Genomic DNA, 16,839 nt, shown 5'->3' on the forward strand with positions numbered 1-16,839 from the left:
CCCAGCATTGGAGCAGCATCGCTGGCGCCTCCGTGCATAATCCGAGAAGGGTAATCGCCCGGGGCGCAGGCGCTTGGCCTAGTAGGCACTCACCTCCGCCCAAGAACCTCTATGATCACTATAACCCACACTCATTTTTAACCGAACGGCTCTATCAGGCCGTGTAGAGTCGCCAAATAGTGATGCCGCCAATGAAATTCAGTCCGCGTAATCAGATCGCGCATGGCTCCGATGCGGTTCTTCAGGCGCAATACTCTGCTTTGCGGACGCAAATTCCGCTGATGTACGCGCTCATGGCCGTCAACGTGCTCTTCCTGACGGCCGCGACGTACGGGCAGGTTCCGTCCGCCCATAGCGTCGGGGTGCCGGGTGTGCTTTGCACGTTGATTGGGGTTCGGGCCGCGGCCTGGCTCTTTCGTCGCGGAAGAAATCCCGATCCCGCCAGAATTCGTCGCTACCTAATGGGCACGGTCGCGGCATCGGTACTCCTGAGTTCCGCGTTCGGAGGTTGGGGGTATCTGCTCATGAGCGAAGCCGAGCCTGTCGGTATTCCTTCGATAGCGTTGTTTGTCTTTGTGGGGTCCATCAGCTGTTGCTACTGTCTGCATGCGCTGCCGGTGGCAGGATGGTGCGTCCTCCTCTTCGGCGCTCTCCCCGTCACGGCGCGACTGGTGTTTTCATCCGACACCTATCTTATGGGCATCGGCCTCACGTTCTTTGTAGCGTCCGGCGTCATCCTGCGATCGCTCTCCAAAAGCCACGCCGCCTTCCGGGAAACTCTGCACTCGCGTTCGGAGATGAGTGCCCTCATCGATGCTCTTCAATCCAGTCAGGAACACTACCGCCACTCCGTCGCCCTCAACCCGCAGATCCCGTGGATCACTGACAAGACCGGCGCCGTTATCGAACTTAGTCCCCGCTGGACGAAGCTGACCGGTATGAGAAGTGAGGAAGCTCTCGGCTGGGGTTGGACGGCCGCGGTTCACAGTGACGATCTGCCGCACGTCCAGGAAATCTGGGCCGCTGCATTGGAATGCTCGGATGGGGGCGGACATGCCGACGTTCGATATCGCCTTCGGCTTGCCGCTGGCGATTTTCGCTGGTTCCGCGCCCGTGCTCTTCCCCGCCTCGATGCGGACGGTCAGATCCTCTCCTGGTACGGGAACCTAGAAGACATCGACGACCAGGTTGCTGCTGAACAAGCCGTGCAGGCGAGCGAGGAGCGCTACCGCCTGGCCTCCCTTGCCACCAACGATGTGATCTGGGACGTGTCGCTCGGCCATGATCGGATCGAATGGAGCGGCGCCGCGGCAACAGTGCTTGGATATCCCGAAGCGCTGCATGGCACGTCGCGAGGCTGGTTGGTGGAGCGCCTTCACCCCGATGATCGCAAGCGCGTTCTAGGGCAATTGCACAACCTGGATGCGCCGGACCTCACGCAGTGGACACAGGAATTCAGGTTCCTGGCCGGTGATGGGGCCTACCTGCATCTGGTTGCCCGTGGTTACGTCGTGCGCGATTCGCATGGTAGGCCCGCTCGGCTCATTGGCTCTCTCCAGGATGTAACGAGCCAAAAGCGCTACGAAGAGAAACTGCGGCAGGCGGCTCACTATGATGCTCTGACAAACTTGCCGAACCGTGTCCTGTTCAGCGAGCGTCTTGAGACGGTGCTTCATGAGGCGCGCCGTAGTGGCGGTCAGGTCCAGTTGATCGTTCTGGACGTTGATCGATTCAAGGCCACGAACGACACGCTTGGGCATGATGCGGGAGACGCCCTCTTGTGTGAGATCGCTGCCCGGCTCCTCGAAGCCGCCCCAGCCCGCGCAACCGTAGCACGTCTGGGCGGGGACGAATTCGCGATCATTTGCCCAGGCACCCAGGACGACCAACTCGCGGTCACTGCGGTTCAAGAGGTGCTTGCGGCAGCGAGCGCGCCGATGACCTTCAACGGTCGCCAGCTCGATGTGAGCCTGAGCGGGGGTTCAGCGACAGCCTTCTGTGATGGCCAAACTTCTGAAGAGCTCCATAAAAATGCCGATCTCGCACTATACGCGGCCAAGAGCGAGGGCCCCGGTCAGGTCTGTTGGTTCAAGCCCGCACTGAAGACCGCTGCGGAACGGCAGACGCAGATGCTGTACGACGCGCGCGAAGCTCTGCACGATGACCGTATCGTTCCCTTCTATCAACCCAAGGTCTGTCTTCGCTCCGGGGCCTGCCTGGGCTTCGAAGCCCTTCTGCGCTGGCACCACCACGGCGGCCTGCGCTCACCTGGCGCCATTAGTGCTGCTCTCGATGATACCGACATTTCTTCGAAGCTTACCGATCGCATGATCGAGCGGGTCATCGCCGACTTGCAATTGTGGCTAGACTGCGGCATCCAAGTGGGGCGCATTGCCATCAACGGTGCCTCGGGGGATTTCCAACGAGGTGACTTTGCGGATCGGATACTGAATCGATTAGCGCATGCGGGACTTTCACCATCCCTCCTCGAGCTGGAGGTGACTGAATCCGTGTTCGTGGGACAACTGACCGAAACGGTCAGCCAGACCCTTGCTACCCTTTCCCGGGCCGGCGTGAAGATTGCCCTCGACGACTTCGGAACGGGCTATGCTTCCCTCACCCATCTCAAGCAGTTCCCGGTGGACACGCTCAAGATCGATCGCTCGTTCATATCCCGGCTCGATGCGCGTGACCGCGAAGATACAGCCATTGTCAGCGCGGTCATACATTTGGCCAGGAACCTGGGCATCACCACCGTCGCGGAAGGCATCGAAACGCCGTTCCAAGCGGCGCACGTCGCGCGCCAGGGGTGCGATATAGCGCAGGGGTACCTCTTCGGTCGGCCCATGGCCGCCGCCCATGTCAACGATGTCGTATTGGACTGGAGCGCCCCGGCCGCGCTATCCGTCATCGCCTCAGGAATGAATGCCGCAAGATGGGCTCCTGTCCTCACCGCAGGTTAATGGCCGCGCTTATTCCTGAGCCGCCCTTTCTGCCGCATCACCACCTCGCCAAAGGTTCAGAGGATATCAATGCCAGTGACGCGTCGCATAAGCGGCTCCTATCAGCCAAAGTCAGGTCGCGCCATACCGCCAACACCTGAGCCGCGGCAGAAACATCGGTACCGACACCCTCATACCGGTTACCAATCTGCTGGAACGTCTGAACAGGAAAGTGAAGCGCCGCGCGGAGATACGCTCGACCATCGACGCACTGATCTCAGTCTCACGCCCCGAATGTGTCACCCGAACTGACAAACTGCCCCCCTGACGAATCCAAGAACTGACCCCCTCGGGTTTGACGAGAGGAGGGACAGATGACGACAGGTGTTTCAGAGTTTCCCGCACGATTGAGGTCGATGCAGGGAGAGGAAATGCTTCAGGCAGAGGAGGTGGCCGCGATGATGCGGCTGCATGAACTGGGCTGGGGAGCCAAGCGGCTTGCGAAGGAGTTTGGCTGCGCGCGCAACACGGTCCGCCGCTATCTTCGTGCGGGCGGTGCGGCCCCCTTCAACAAACCGACGCGCAAGACAGCATTCGACGGGCTCGATGACTGGCTGCGCGAACGTTTCTTCCGGCATGGCGGCAATGCCGATGTCGTGCGTCAGGAACTGGCCAGCGAGCACGGGATCGAGATTGGCCTGCGGTCGGTCGAGCTTCGGGTTCAGCGCTGGCGCCGGGAGTTGAAGGCGCAGAAACGGGCGACGGTGCGCTTCGAGACGCCTCCCGGCCATCAACTGCAGATCGATTTTGGCGAGGCGCGGGTCTGGATCGGCGACGAGCGGATCCGCGTGCATATGTTTGTTGCAACGCTTGGCTACTCGCGTCGAATGCATATCCGCCCATCGCTTCGCGAGCGCCAGATCGACTGGTTCGAAGGCATGGAGGGGACTTTCCTACGCTTCGGAGGCGTGCCCACCGAGGTCCTCTTCGACAATGCCAGGGCGCTAGTCGAGCATCATGATGCCGCGACACGCGAGGTCCGCTTCAACGGCCGGCTTCACGCCTTTGCCCGGTATTGGGGCTTCAAGCCCCGTGCATGCGCACCTTATCGGGCCCGCACCAAGGGCAAGGATGAACGTGGCGTCGGTTACGTGAAGCACAATGCAATCGCCGGGCGCCGCTTCCCGTCCTGGGGCGCCTTTGTTGCGCACCTCGACCAGTGGAACCGGGAGATCGCCGACCAGCGTGTCCATGGCACGACCGGCGAATTACCCATCGTGCGGTTCGCCGATGAGGCCAAGGCACTTCGACCCTTGGGCGGCCGCGCTCCCTTCGGCCAGCTGCGGGACCTGATCCGCAAGGTTCGCCCCGATTGTGCGATTGACCTCGATACCAACAGCTACTCGGTCCCCTGGCGCTTGGTCGGTGAGACGGTGCAGGTCGTGGTTCTGGCTGGCCGCGTGATCGTGCGTCATGCCGGCGAAGTCGTAGCCGATCACCCGGTTTGCGAGGGCCGCCGCCAGCAGATCACCGACAAAGCCCACCTGGCGGGGCTGGTTGGTACTGGTCTGGTCCGGCAAGCGGCGCCATTAGCCGTACAGGCGCCGGCCTTGCTGCGCCCGCTCGCCGAGTATGAGGCGGTAGCCGGAGGAGGCTGGTGATGGCGACCATCGATCACGAAGCGCTGGTGGCTATGCTCGACCGGCTCAAGCTCACCGCGATCCGCGACCAGCTCGACACCCTGCTGGACGAGGCCGCGCGTTCGGAAATGACCTTGCGCGAGTCCCTGACCTTCCTCGTCCAGCGCGAAATTGCCCGGCGTGACGAGCGGCGCATATCGATGGCGAGCAAGCTCGCCCAGTTCCCGTTCGTGCGTGAATTGGACGGCTTCGAGTTCGATGCGCAGCCCTCGCTGGATCCTGGGCAGATCCGCGAACTCGCGACCTGCCGGTGGATCGCGCATGGCGACACGACGCTGTTCCTGGGGCCGCCCGGGACCGGCAAGACGCACCTAGCCGTCGCCCTGGGCCGGGAAGCCATCCGGCAGAACTACTCGGTCCAGTTCGTTACCGCGGCGACCCTGGTAGCGATGCTGGCCAAGGCCCACGACGACGGGCTGCTCGACAAACAGTTGACCCAGCTAAGCCGTCCCAAACTCCTGATCATCGACGAATTGGGCTATCTGCCCTTCGAGGCCAACGCCGCCCATCTATTCTTCCAGCTGGTCTCGCGGCGATACGAGAAAGGCTCGATCCTGATCACGTCAAACCGTTCAGTAGGCGAATGGGGCAGCGTCTTCGGCGACCCTGTCGTTGCCACCGCAATCCTCGACAGGCTGCTGCACCACTCCACGGTGATCACCATTCGCGGAGACAGCTATCGCCTTCGCGAAAAGCGCAGATCCGGCCTTCTGCAGAAGGCCGGATCTGCGCTCGAAATCAACAACGCCGCCACTTCATGAAAGGGGTCAGTTCTTCACTTCGCCCAAGGGGTCAAATCCTCAGTTCGTTTGACAGAATGCGCGATGCCCTCGCGCTGTTGATTGATTTGGTGGTGGCAGACAGCCTGAAGGTCGTAAGCTTGTTGCACGACGGCAGCTGGTCACCGAGCGCTTTGATACCCAAATGCCGTGCGTGGTATCAGCCCCACGATGCTACGGGATTTGGACCGAGTGACATGGCGATAGTACGGGGCAAGGTTATCGCGGGCGGACGCATCGCGTTGTCTGCGGAGATTCGGCGAGCGCAGGAGCGGCTACGTACGTTTGCTCCCGACGACGGGCTGATATCGCAGGAATTGATTGCAGAGCGCCGGGCCGAAGCCGCGCGTGCCTGAGCGGTTGACTATGCCGACGCCTGAGCCGGTATATGTGCTGGATGCCTCGGCGCTGCTCTGCCTGCTGTTTGGCGAGCCGGGCTGTGACCAGGTGGAGGAGCGCCTAGGCCGTGCCTTAGTGTCAGCGGTAAGCTACCATGAGGTTCTGGCAAAGCTGATCGATCGCGGCGTCGAGGCGGAGGAAGCCCGTTTGCTGCTTGGCGAATTGGATATCCACATCGTTGCGGCAGATCGTGAGCAGGCTGACATGGGAGCCAAGCTACGTAGCCACACACACGGAAAGGGATTGTCGCTAGGAGATCGGTCCTGCCTTGCCCTGGCGATGGCTCAAGCAGCAGTGGCGGTCACAGCCGATAGCGCCTGGGCTTCTCTTGAGATCGGCATTGAGATCGAGGCGATACGACAGGACGAGAAACAACCGGGGCACTGAATGCATTCCCTGGGCTCACCCTTGCATCCGAGACTCGAAGATGCGCCTTTGATGATTGCGCCGACCATTTGGAAACTGCAGGATGCCAGGACGGAGGGCCTGAGTTGAATTCCCTTACCGGCGAGAAAGTTCGCGATAGATCGCGCCGCTCTTCATCACGAATTCGACATGCTCAAGGCTGCTGACGTCGACTAGAGGGTCACCAGTCACAGCGATGATGTCGGCGTAACGGCCAGGCTGAATTGAACCCACCTTATCGCTCGCCCCGAGCAAGTCCGCAGCATTCACCGTAGCCGCCCTGATAGCGTCGAGAGGCGTCATCCCTGCCTTGACCATAAGCGCGAATTCCTTCGCGTTCTGACCATGCGGCGAAAGCCCCTGATCGGTGCCGAAGGCAATTTTCACTCCGGCTTTGTAGGCGCGGTTCAGGTTACGCATCACGATCGGGCCAACTTCAAGCGCCTTCGCCGCCGAAGAGGGGTTTAGGGTTTCCGGATGCGTCCTGGCGATCTGCACCACGGTATTCGCGACCAGCAGCGTCGGCACCAGATACGTGCCATGCGCCTTCATTGCGCGGTCGGTTTCCGCATCCCCGAATGAACCATGCTCGATGGAATCGACGCCCATTTCCGAGGCGTGAAGGATGGCCGCCTTCCCGTGCGCATGCGCCGCAACCTTGATGCCGAGCCCGTGCGCGGTATCGACGACGGCACGAATTTCCTCGTCGGTCATCGTCTGATGATTCGGATCATCACCGATCGACAGGACACCGCCGCTGGGCATGATCTTGATCAGGTCAACACCGTCGCGCCGCATTCCGCGCACGACCCTTGCGGCTTCATTCGCGCCGTCGATGACGCGCCCCTCGGAATGAAAGTCCAGTTCCGGGCTCATCCCGTTCTGCGGATCGCCATGGCCCCCGGTCGGGCCGAGCGGATACCCTGCCGCCCAGATGCGCGGCCCGGGCAACTTGCCTGCGGCGATCGCCTTCTTTAGCCCGACAATCACCTTCGTTTCGGCGCCGACGTCGCGGATTGTGGTAAAGCCCGCATCCAGTGTCGCCTTTGCATAGCCGACCGCGCCATAGGCGTTGTCGATTGAGCTTTCCTGCGCTCGCTCGGCCACAGGGTTCTTGCCGCTGTATCCCATCGTGATGTGGTCGTGCGTGTCGATCAGGCCCGGCAGCACGGTCTTTTCTGAAAGGTCGACGACCTCCGCGCCGTCACGCGTGACGAAGCCATCCTCCACCGAGACGATCCTGTCATCATGTATTATCACCGAAACCTTCGCGCGCATCGCGCTTCCGGTTCCGTCGAAAAGTTGCCCAGCGTGGATCACAACATCGCGCGCCATTGCCGTACCGGATGCACCAACTAGCATAGCGATCGCCGGGGCCAGGGACCTGGTCAATATCGAAACATTCATCGTATCTATCCGTAAATGCAGGGAAAGCGGGTGCGGCGTCAGAAGCTATGGCGTACGTTGATGCCGATCGTGCGCGGCGTGGCGCTGTTCACCAGCGTGCGGCCGACCGCGATTGCGCTTGAACTGGCGCGGGTGATGGCGGTGGCGTTGAACAGATTGGTGGCGAACAGGTAAGCGCCCCAAGCCTTGCCCGGCCCTTCGATGCCGACGCGGGCATTGACCAGCGCGTAACCGTCCACTTCACGCGCATAGACGTAGGTGTGGCGGAAGTCGGACCAGGAACCCCCGACGTAGCTTCCATCGACGCGGGCCATCGCCCCCAGCTTCTCGGTAAGCGCCCAGCTGTACTGGAACGATCCGCCGCTCATCCACTTTGGCACGTATGGGATGCGATCGCCATCGAGGCCCGAAGTCGCGGTCACGCCCGTGTTCTGGTCTTCGGTAAGCCTTGCATCGATGTACGTCAGGTTGCCCTGAATGGCGAGACCATCGATCGGGAAGAGGCCCAGTTCCGCCTCGACACCTTCAACGCGCGCCTTACCGGCATTACCGAGGTATGAGAATGCACCGTTGGGCGTACGCAGCGTGATCTGCATATCGCTCCAGTCGATGCGATAGAGGTCGACGTTGAAAGTGCCCATGCGATTGAGGAAGCTGGTCTTGAGGCCCACTTCATAGTTCCACAGGCTGTCCGAGTTGTAGGCAGTCAGCGCGGCGTCGAGACCGAGCACCTGATTCGCACCGCCCGGACGGAAGCCCTGCGCCGCTTCCGCATAGAGCATGATGTCGGGCGTGATCTTGTACGATCCGTTGAAGCGGAACACCCAGCCATTTTCCGAAGATGCCACCCGCGTAGGCGGTGTCACCCTTGCGCCGACGAGGATGGATGGGATGGTCGTTTCGCCGACGATGTCCTTTTCATAGTGAAAATACCGTGCCCCGGCTGTCAGGTTGAAGCCCTCGAACACGTCGAGCGAAATTTCACCAAACCCGGCAAGCTGGGTCAGGGTGTCGTCGATGGTGCGGATAGTGGCAATTTCCAGAGGGCGGACGACCTGGCCGGTTGTCGGATCTGCATTCACCTGCGGGTTCTGTACGTAGATGTTGCGATCGGAATAGTAACCGCCAACCGTCCAGTTCAGCGGGCCGTCGCCGTTCGAACTCAGGCGCAGTTCGGCAGTCCAGGCGTCCATCTCCTGCTGCGGATAAAGCGCGGAGGTCGATTGTGAATCCACCAGATCGTAAAAGTTGGTAAGCTGCGTGTTGCTGCACGGAGACCCGCCGCCCACGAGCGCCTGACAGCGCGCTTGTGTCCGTTGCCCCCTGATATAGCGCGACACATCGCTGACCGATGAAAGTTCGCGATGCATGTAGGAGCCCGCAGCGGTCAGAGTGGCGAAATCGAATTCGTAGTTCGAAGTAATGCTGTAAAGTTCGACATCGTCGCGCACCGGCTGGCGGGTATATGCATCGGACTTGTACTTGCCCGCCTGCTCCACCCAGCCAGCAGTATCGGTCCGGGTGCGGTTGATGAAGGCGGCAACGTCGAAGGTCCAACGTTCGGAAGGCATCATGCGTAGCATGATGCGGCCGCCGTAGCTCTTGAGAACGTTGATGTTGTCGATATCCAGCGCGGTATTGTCGATGAAACCATCCTGGCGGCGATAGAAGCCGACCGCGCGCACGCCGACCTTGCCCGTCGCCAGCGGCACGTTGACCATCGCGCTGCCTTCGTAGTTCCAGCCGCCGTGATCGGTATTGGAAAGGCCCGCATCAAGCGTGCCTTCGACCTTGTCGAGCACTGGCTTGTTGTAGATGATGCGCAAGGTGCCACCCATTGAACCCGCGCCGTAAAGCGTGCCCTGCGGACCGCGGAGCACTTCCACGCGTTCCACATCGAACAGACGCAGTTCCGGCGTGGAACCACCCGCGTCATTGCTGGCGCCGATCATGCCTGTGACCGGGGTTTCATCATAGTAGGTGCCGATCATCGGCTCGCCTGCGCCCTGGATGCCGCGGATCACGACACGACGCTGCGAAGGGCCGCCGTCGACCAGATTGAGGCCTGGCGTGGTTGCCGAAAGGTCGCCGATGCTCTGCACGCCGGACTTCGAAAGCGTGTCCCCGGTGATCGCCGAAATCGAGATCGGGGTTTCCTGCAGTGTCGTGCTGCGCTTCAGCGCGGTGACGACGATCTCGTTGCCTGCCGGCTGTTCCGCGATTTCCTGAGCGGTGGCTGAAAAAGGAACCAATCCGGCCGCCCCGAACAGCAGCGCGGTCGCAAGAGCTCGGCGCCCGCACGCAGGACGCAACTTCGATTTCGACATCTTTAACCCCTCATGTTGCCACGCCCACCATGTCTCGCGGGCGCAATATTCCCACCATCGCCCCTATCTGCGATGGCCACCTGACGAAGCTTCCAATGACCCCGTGTTGCTGGACCGGACGGTCGCTCCCCATGATGCCGCCTCATTTCCGGTGGCTTGGCCCAATGCTGTTCCCAGCTCTTTAGGCCGGACCAGCGTGGGATATGAGCAAAGGGAGGTCAACAAAATATTTCGGAACTTCCCCATAAATTCGCATCCAAATCACTTTTTTCAAACGATAGGTGGAATTTTCTTGCGTCATTAATCCATTTTATGCCGATCATTGGCAAAACAATGCCCTGAGGACCGATTTTTGCCGCAGGATTGCGCGAAGGATTAGCCAAGCCTGTGGCAAAAAACAGAAATATTGTTGCATCCAGACCGCCAAAAGGAAAAGATGCCTGCGGGCAACCATACCGACCATACCTGAGGGAACACCCTGGCGACGCCTTATTCGGAGCGGGTTCCAGCCGGTGCAATTTCGAAACAGGAGGACTGATGATCACTAAGAGCTTTGCCGCGGCCGCAACCGCCGTCCTGTTGTGCAGCGCAGCATCCGCACAGCAAATGGACGGCGATTTCGCCAGTTCCGTCAAGAACTGGACCACCAAGCCCGAGTTCATGAGCCCGCTGGTCGATCATCTTCCCGCCTCGTCCACCATCCCGTCGCCCAAGCAGGTACTGGGCCAGCACATCGGCGCGCCGAACACGCTGCACTACTACGAACAGATCATCAGCTATTATCGCGCGCTCGCCGCAGCAGCCCCTGACCGGGTGAAGATTATCGAAATCGGTAAATCCGAAGAAGGCCGCGAAAACGTGGTCGTCATGATCTCCTCGCCGGCCAACATCGCGAAGCTCGATACCTACCGCCAGAACCTTGGCCGTCTTGCCGATCCGCGCCAGATCAACGCCGCCGAAGCGGCCGACATCATCGCCGCGACGAAGCCGATCTATCACATCTCGGGCGGCCTGCACTCGGCCGAAACCGGGCCGCCGGAAATGCTGATGGAGCTGGCCTATCGCCTGCTGACGGAAGACAGCCCGCTGATGAAATCCATCAGCGAAAACCTCGTCGTGTCACTTACGCCGGTGCTTGAAGCCGACGGGCGCGACCGTTACGTCGACTGGTACTATCGCAACCTTATCGACGAACGCGATGACATGAACAAACCCGGCGGGCCTCCGTACTGGGGAAAGTACATTTATCACGACAACAACCGTGATATCAATTTCTCGGACGTCAGTGCCCGCGAACTGATGAAGTTCTACCTCGACTGGCATCCGCCGATCATGCACGAACTGCATGAATCCGTACCTTTCATGTACACCTATTCAGGGCAGGCGCCGCAGAACCCCGATCTGGACCCCATTCTCTTCGGCGAACTGCCCTGGTTCTCGAACTTCGAGATGGCGCAGATGACCAAGTACGGCATGCCGGGCGTGTGGACGCACGGTTTCGTCGATGCCTGGACGCCGGGGTACCTTGCCTTCATGTCGTCGAACCACAACGGCATGCTGCGCATGTACGAAACCTTCGGCAACGCCGGGGCGACGACAATGCTGCGCCATGTCGCGCCGGAAGTGCAATCTTCCGTGCGCGGCGGCGACTACACCAAGCGTGACTGGTACCGTCCCCTGCCTCCCTACAAGGAGGTCATGTGGTCGATGCGCAACAATACCAACTACATGGAAACCGGGGTGCTGACCGCGCTTGATCTGGCATCGCGCTTTCCCAACGTAATTCTTGAAAACTTCTACAAGAAGAGCGCTAACGCGGTTGAGGCAGGCACCAAGGACGCTCCCTATGCCTACATCATCCCGGCGGGACAGGCGGATGAAGCGCGCCTTAAGTTCGTCACCGACGTGCTGCAGATGCAGGGTATCGAGATCGGCCGGGCAGGCCAGGCGATCAGGCTGAAGGACGCCTCGTACCCCGCCGGTTCGCTAGTGGTGAAGCTGAACCAGCCATATGGGCGCCTTGCCAAGATGCTGTTGCGCCTGCAGGATAATTACCCTGACGAAAAGCTCATGACTTACGACGACGCTGCATGGACGATGGGTCTGATGACCCACACCAAGATCGTCGAAATCACCGACAAGGCCGTGCTCGACGTACCGGTGACGCCTTATGCGAAGGCGGTGCTGGCCGGATCGATCAGCGCTCCGGGCGCAGCGACCTATGCGGTGCTCGACGAAGGCTCCGTCAACATGGCGACACTGCGTTATCGCCTGAAAGACGTGAGCGTGCGCATTGTCGATGCACCCATGAAGGCCGGTAGCCAGACGATCCCGGCGGGGTCGTTCCTGGTGCCGGGCAGCGCTTACGCCACGCTCAAGCCGCAGGTCGAGGAACTTGGCCTCAAGGCGGTGAGCCTTGGCAGATCCGGATCGGTCACCGCCCATGACGGCACGCTGCCACGCACCGCAGTGTTCAGCACATGGGGTGCCACCGAAAAGGTGGGCTGGCTGCGATACGCCTTCGACCAGCAGGACATCGACTACGACCTGATCTACAAGGAGCGTGTGCGTCAGGGGAACCTGCGCGCCGATTTCGACGTGATCATCCTTCCCAATCAGGGCAAGTCCGCGCGCGACATCGTCTTCGACCTGCCGATGAAGGGCAAGCCGCTGCCTTATACCAAAACAGAAAAGTACCGTTTTTCAGGCGACTTCGGTTCTACCGAAGATATCCGCGGCGGTATGGGTCTGGAAGGTCTGATGGCGCTTCGCAAGTTCGTCGAAGAAGGCGGCACGCTGATCACCACGGGCAACGCCAGCGCGGTACCAGTGCAGTTCGGCCTTGTCGATGATATCACCACCAGCGCCCCGCCGAAGGACTTCTATGCGCCCGGCCCGATCGTATCGGCGAAGGTGCTCAAGCCCGAAAGCCCGATATTCTACGGCTATCAGGGCGACATGACCGACGCAAAAATGCCGGTGCGCTGGGCCGATAACACCCTGTACGCCCTTCCAGATCGCCTGAAAGGGCAGGTGCTGATGCAGTTCCCCGGCGGCAAGGCAGGGGTGATGAGCGGCTTCATGCGCGAAGCCGAAGCGGTAAAGGACCGGGCGGCGATCATCAACGTGCCGCAGGGCAACGGCCGCATCCTGATGTTCGCCACGAACCCGATCTGGCGCTGGCAGAACTTCGGCGAATTCCGCATGCTTTACAACGCCATGCTCAACTGGAAGCAGCTGGGCGTAACCGATGCCCCGCCCTCTGCCCCGCCGCCGGTGCCCGAAGGCCAGCGCTGAGGAAGACCCGGACAAATGAAAAAGGCCGGGAGTGCCCCCCCACTCTCGGCCTTTTCTTTGCGCCTTAGCCCGGAACTATGAAGCGACCCGCAGCGCAACGTCTGCCAGCGCTTCAGTGAATGCGCCGACGCGCTCCAGCGGCAGGGCGGCAAGATTGACCCGCCCGTCGGGCGCCACGAAGATGGCAAAGCGCGAACGCAGACGCTCCACCTGCGCACCATCAAGGGGCAACAGACAGAACATGCCTCCCTGCCCTGCCACAGCGCCAAGGCCGAGGGCGTCGACACCGGGACTAGCCGCAAGTGCCCGGCGTGTCGCGCGCAGGCGGTTGCGCATGGCGTCCAGTTCTTCACGCCACATCGCGGCGAGACCGGCATCGTCAAGGATGGTGCGTACCACGGCTGCACCGTGATCGGGTGGCATGGAGTATGAAGACCGGGCGGAGGCGCGCGCGTTGGCCATCGCCAGATTCAACCCCGCCACATCGTTTCCATAGCATAGCAGCGCACCGACCCTGTCGCGATAAAGCCCGAAGGTCTTGTTGCACGACACCGCGATGACAGCTTCCGGCACGAGCCCGAGCAGATCGCGCATGCCGCGTGCGTCTTCTTCGACACCCACGCCGAAGCCTTGGTAGGCAAGGTCGATCAGCGGGATCAGCCCCTTGTCGGCCAGCGCGCGACCAATCTCCCTCCACATGGCAAGGTCGGGATCGATGCCGGTCGGATTGTGACCGCATCCTTGCAGCAGGAAGGCGTCACCGGGACTGGCCTGCTGCGCCGCCGCAAGAAATGCGTCCAGAGCGAAGCTACCCCCCTGTTCGTCGACATGGGAATAGGTGCGGATCGGCAGGCCCGCTGCCGCGAACAACGGCAGGTGGTTGCTCCAGGTCGGCGTCGCCAGCCAAACGGTGCGCGGCATACCGTCAGCGCCAAGCAGCCCCGCCGCGACGCTGAGCGCCCCGGTTCCGCCCACCGTCTGTATTCCGCGCGCATGACCCGAAAGGCCGCGCCCAAGCACGAGCTCGCCAAGACATTCGGCAAAACGGCGATCCCCGTCGGGACCGAGATAGGACTTAGAAGCCTGATCGCGCACAAGCCGCTCCTCGGCCAGCTTGACGGCGCGCATGACCGGCGTGCGGCCGTGATCGTCGCGATAGACCCCGACCGAGAGATCCAGCTTGCCCGGCCGCTGGTCCTTGGCGAAGGCTTCGATAAGCGACAACAAGGGGTCGGGCTTCTGCGCATTCAAACAATTGAAAAACATTGCGTTCCCTGATCGACAAAATCTTGGGGCCTTGTACGCTCATGGGCTTGCGTAGGGTTTGCTTTTTCCGCGTCGCAAGCCGATAACTCACACGGATCGCTCATAATCACGGAAATATGCGCACACAGTCCGCATCTTCTTTTCGAAACAGGAGCTCGATTGTGCCCAAGGACCGCCTCGATCACTTCGACCGCAAGATTCTGGAACTGGTCCAACGCAACGGCGACCTTGGCCCCAGCGAACTGAGCACTCTCATCCACCTGTCACCCTCTCAATCGTCGCGAAGGCTGCAGCGGCTGCGGGAAGAAGGATATATCGAACGCACGGCAGCCATCCTCAATCCTGAAAAGCTGAACCTTGGAATCTCAGCCTATGTTTCGGTGCGGCTAAGATCGCAGGCCGCGGAATTGGTGCAGTCCTTTCGCAAGCGGGTGGATACGCTGCCTGAAATCGTATCGTGCGACTACACCACCGGAGAGATCGATTTCATGCTCCGCGTCCACACCAAGGATCTGCAATCCTACAGCGAGTTCATCAATACCAAGCTTTTCGCCGGCAACGAGGTCGACACCGTGCGCACTTTCATCATCATGCAGCAGCTCAAGAGCACGACAGCACTAAGCCTGGAATATTGCTGAACGAGCCGGGCCGGCAGGCGTGAGGGGCGCTTGCATCGACAAGTGGCAATCATGCACGCTCGTTGCAAAATCCAGGAAGAACGGCGTGATAACGCACACCCGACGCACGGTTTTTTGCGTAGTTCTCGCCTAAAGCCCATTCGCAACCGGGAAAGCACCGTGTCCGACATTGTACTACCACACCTGCTGCAACAGATAGGCGTTGCGAGGCACCGATGAACACGGCGCATCGCATTTGCGTGATGGGCGCGGGGGCCATCGGCACGATGGTGGCGGCCAGACTGGCGCTGGCCGGCAAGGAAGTGACAGTGGTAGCGCGCGGCGCGCGTCTCCTGGACATCGCCGCCAACGGCCTGCGCATGCGCGGCGCCGATGGGACCAACCACACCGTCAGGGTCCACGCGCGCACGGCCGGCGATGTGGAACCGCAGGATATCGTCTTCATCGCGCTCAAGAGCGGCGATCTTCCCGCGGGCTTTTCCGACCTGCTGAGGTTCGTCGGGTCCCGCACCCTGCTGGTGCCGCTGATCAACGGCATCCCCTGGTGGTATCGGCAGCCGCACGCGGCCGCGCCCATTACGGCGGTCGACCCGGAAGGCGCTTTGGCTGCGGCATTCGACCCGTACCGCATCGTGGGATCAGTCGTGTTCCTTACAAGTGCCCTTGCTGCGGATGGCGCGATCGACGTGCGCGGCGCGGAACGCCTTATCCTTGGCCCCGCAGTAAGCGGGGAAATCGCGGGCACCCGGACCGTTGCCGCGCTGTTCGAGGACACCCCGATAGAGGTTCGCACGGTGTCCGACCTGCGCCCGGAACTTTGGGCCAAAGTGGCGCTCAACCTTGCAACCAATCCGCTGTCCGTGGTTGCCGATGCCACGCTGGAACAGCAGTTCCATTCGCCCTCGCTGCGGCCGGTGGTCATCTCGGCCCTCGAAGAGGCCATCCGGGTAGCGCGCGCGCACGGGATCGAGCCCAGCCTCACTCTGGAACAGATGCTTGAGATCGGCGGGCGGGCCGGGCCGTTCTACACGTCGATGGCGCAGGACTATCGGCGCGGCACACCGCTGGAACTGGGCGCGATCTGCCAGTCGGTCTTCGATCTGGCCGAAGAGGCAGGCGTTGCCATGCCCGTGGCGCGCCTGGTCCATGACCTGTGCCGCTTCCGGTCCGGGCAAGGACGCAGCGAAGGCTAGCCTAGCCTGTCACCGTCTGCGGCAAACGGTGATAGGCGCGGCCGAAATAGACCAGCCCATCGCCGTCCTCGCGCATGCGCAGTTCCTCTACCGCGCAGACGAACATGCTGTGCGTCCCGATTTCGTGGATCGAGGTAACCCGGCATCCAAATGTGCACAGCGCACCGGACAAGGCTGCGGCACCGTTGGCCATGGCCGACCACGATCCTTGCGCAAAACGTTCATCCGCACTTGCCGCATGTCCCGCGAACAGTGCCGAGAGGGGCTCTTGCCCTGCGCTGAGCACATTGACGCACAGAACGCCGTTGGCCTCGACAAGAGCGTGCATGCGCGCGCTCTTGTTGATGCACACCATCAACGAGGCGGGCGTATCGCTGATGCTGCACACGGCCGAAGCGGTCATTCCATGCTGGCCGCCCCGCCCGTCCGTAGTGATGATGTTCACCGCAGCGCCAAGCCGGGCCATGGCCGCGCGGAAGTCCGGAC

General features: G+C 61.3%; 13 protein-coding genes. 8 read left to right on the forward strand and 5 right to left on the reverse strand.

Features of this window, described 5'->3' with window-relative positions; all coding sequences use genetic code 11:
• Positions 1-191: 191 nt before the first annotated feature.
• The 5 genes from LO787_RS03365 to LO787_RS03385 all read left to right on the forward strand — a co-directional run bounded on the left by LO787_RS03365 (position 192) and on the right by LO787_RS03385 (position 6,207).
• Positions 192-2,963: a putative bifunctional diguanylate cyclase/phosphodiesterase gene (locus LO787_RS03365; RefSeq protein ID WP_232494457.1), complete on the forward strand. Its 2,772-nt coding sequence runs from the start codon at positions 192-194 to the stop codon at positions 2,961-2,963.
• A gap of 353 nt (positions 2,964-3,316) precedes the next feature.
• Entirely contained in the window at positions 3,317-4,603 is a 1,287-nt protein-coding gene (istA, locus tag LO787_RS03370; RefSeq protein WP_232494458.1) for an IS21 family transposase, read from the forward strand.
• Positions 4,603-5,403 carry an IS21-like element helper ATPase IstB gene (gene istB, locus LO787_RS03375; RefSeq protein ID WP_232494459.1) on the forward strand — a complete coding sequence of 267 codons (801 nt, stop codon included), beginning with the start codon at positions 4,603-4,605 and terminating at the stop codon, positions 5,401-5,403. The genes istA and istB overlap by 1 nt, the downstream gene beginning before the upstream one ends.
• A 56-nt stretch (positions 5,404-5,459) precedes the next feature.
• Positions 5,460-5,777 (forward strand): hypothetical protein, encoded by a 318-nt coding sequence (locus LO787_RS03380; protein ID WP_232494460.1) that lies wholly within the window; start codon positions 5,460-5,462, stop codon positions 5,775-5,777.
• Positions 5,770-6,207 carry a type II toxin-antitoxin system VapC family toxin gene (locus tag LO787_RS03385; RefSeq protein ID WP_232494461.1) on the forward strand — a complete coding sequence of 146 codons (438 nt, stop codon included), beginning with the start codon at positions 5,770-5,772 and terminating at the stop codon, positions 6,205-6,207. The genes LO787_RS03380 and LO787_RS03385 overlap by 8 nt, the downstream gene beginning before the upstream one ends.
• Positions 6,208-6,321: 114 nt before the next feature.
• On the opposite strand, the gene LO787_RS03390 is transcribed toward LO787_RS03385, so the two are convergent.
• From LO787_RS03390 to LO787_RS03400, 3 genes are all read right to left on the reverse strand, one after another.
• On the reverse strand, positions 6,322-7,560 hold the full coding sequence (locus tag LO787_RS03390; RefSeq protein ID WP_232494462.1) for a metal-dependent hydrolase family protein: 1,239 nt from the start codon (positions 7,558-7,560) through the stop codon (positions 6,322-6,324).
• A 110-nt stretch (positions 7,561-7,670) separates the two neighbouring features.
• Complete coding sequence (locus LO787_RS03395; protein ID WP_232494463.1) at positions 7,671-9,884, reverse strand: TonB-dependent receptor; 2,214 nt, start codon at positions 9,882-9,884, stop codon at positions 7,671-7,673.
• A 293-nt stretch (positions 9,885-10,177) separates the two neighbouring features.
• Positions 10,178-10,504: a hypothetical protein gene (locus tag LO787_RS03400; RefSeq protein WP_232494464.1), complete on the reverse strand. Its 327-nt coding sequence runs from the start codon at positions 10,502-10,504 to the stop codon at positions 10,178-10,180.
• On the opposite strand from LO787_RS03400, the gene LO787_RS03405 reads away from it, so the two are divergent.
• Entirely contained in the window at positions 10,497-13,256 is a 2,760-nt protein-coding gene (locus LO787_RS03405) for a M14 family zinc carboxypeptidase (RefSeq protein ID WP_232494465.1), read from the forward strand. The genes LO787_RS03400 and LO787_RS03405 overlap by 8 nt on opposite strands.
• A gap of 75 nt (positions 13,257-13,331) precedes the next feature.
• Here LO787_RS03405 and LO787_RS03410 read toward each other — a convergent pair whose 3' ends face one another.
• A complete protein-coding gene (locus LO787_RS03410; RefSeq protein ID WP_232494466.1) occupies positions 13,332-14,522 on the reverse strand; it encodes an aromatic amino acid transaminase in 1,191 nt (396 codons plus the stop codon).
• A gap of 161 nt (positions 14,523-14,683) precedes the next feature.
• Here LO787_RS03410 and LO787_RS03415 point away from each other — a divergent pair, with 161 nt between their 5' ends.
• Together LO787_RS03415 and LO787_RS03420 are read left to right on the forward strand one after the other, a co-directional pair.
• A complete protein-coding gene (locus LO787_RS03415; protein WP_232494467.1) occupies positions 14,684-15,160 on the forward strand; it encodes an Lrp/AsnC family transcriptional regulator in 477 nt (158 codons plus the stop codon).
• 215 nt (positions 15,161-15,375) lie between these two features.
• Positions 15,376-16,353, forward strand: coding sequence for a ketopantoate reductase family protein (locus LO787_RS03420; protein WP_232494468.1), 978 nt, complete (start codon positions 15,376-15,378; stop codon positions 16,351-16,353).
• 1 nt (position 16,354) lies between these two features.
• Here the strand turns inward: LO787_RS03420 and LO787_RS03425 are convergent, their stop codons facing one another.
• Entirely contained in the window at positions 16,355-16,798 is a 444-nt protein-coding gene (locus LO787_RS03425) for a flavin reductase (protein WP_232494469.1), read from the reverse strand.
• Positions 16,799-16,839: the final 41 nt, after the last annotated feature.

The organism is Novosphingobium kaempferiae (assembly GCF_021227995.1).
GTDB lineage: Bacteria > Pseudomonadota > Alphaproteobacteria > Sphingomonadales > Sphingomonadaceae > Novosphingobium > Novosphingobium kaempferiae.

Bases quoted from the DNA above. Each gene is read 5' to 3' on its own strand.
- LO787_RS03365 (WP_232494457.1), top strand. From the start codon at position 192: ATGAAATTCAGTCCGCGTAATCAGATCGCGCATGGCTCCGATGCGGTT.
- istA (WP_232494458.1), top strand. From the start codon at position 3,317: ATGACGACAGGTGTTTCAGAGTTTCCCGCACGATTGAGGTCGATGCAG.
- istB (WP_232494459.1), top strand. From the start codon at position 4,603: ATGGCGACCATCGATCACGAAGCGCTGGTGGCTATGCTCGACCGGCTC.
- LO787_RS03380 (WP_232494460.1), top strand. From the start codon at position 5,460: ATGCGCGATGCCCTCGCGCTGTTGATTGATTTGGTGGTGGCAGACAGC.
- LO787_RS03390 (WP_232494462.1), bottom strand. From the start codon at position 7,560: ATGGCGCGCGATGTTGTGATCCACGCTGGGCAACTTTTCGACGGAACC.
- LO787_RS03405 (WP_232494465.1), top strand. From the start codon at position 10,497: ATGATCACTAAGAGCTTTGCCGCGGCCGCAACCGCCGTCCTGTTGTGC.
- LO787_RS03410 (WP_232494466.1), bottom strand. From the start codon at position 14,522: ATGTTTTTCAATTGTTTGAATGCGCAGAAGCCCGACCCCTTGTTGTCG.
- LO787_RS03420 (WP_232494468.1), top strand. From the start codon at position 15,376: ATGAACACGGCGCATCGCATTTGCGTGATGGGCGCGGGGGCCATCGGC.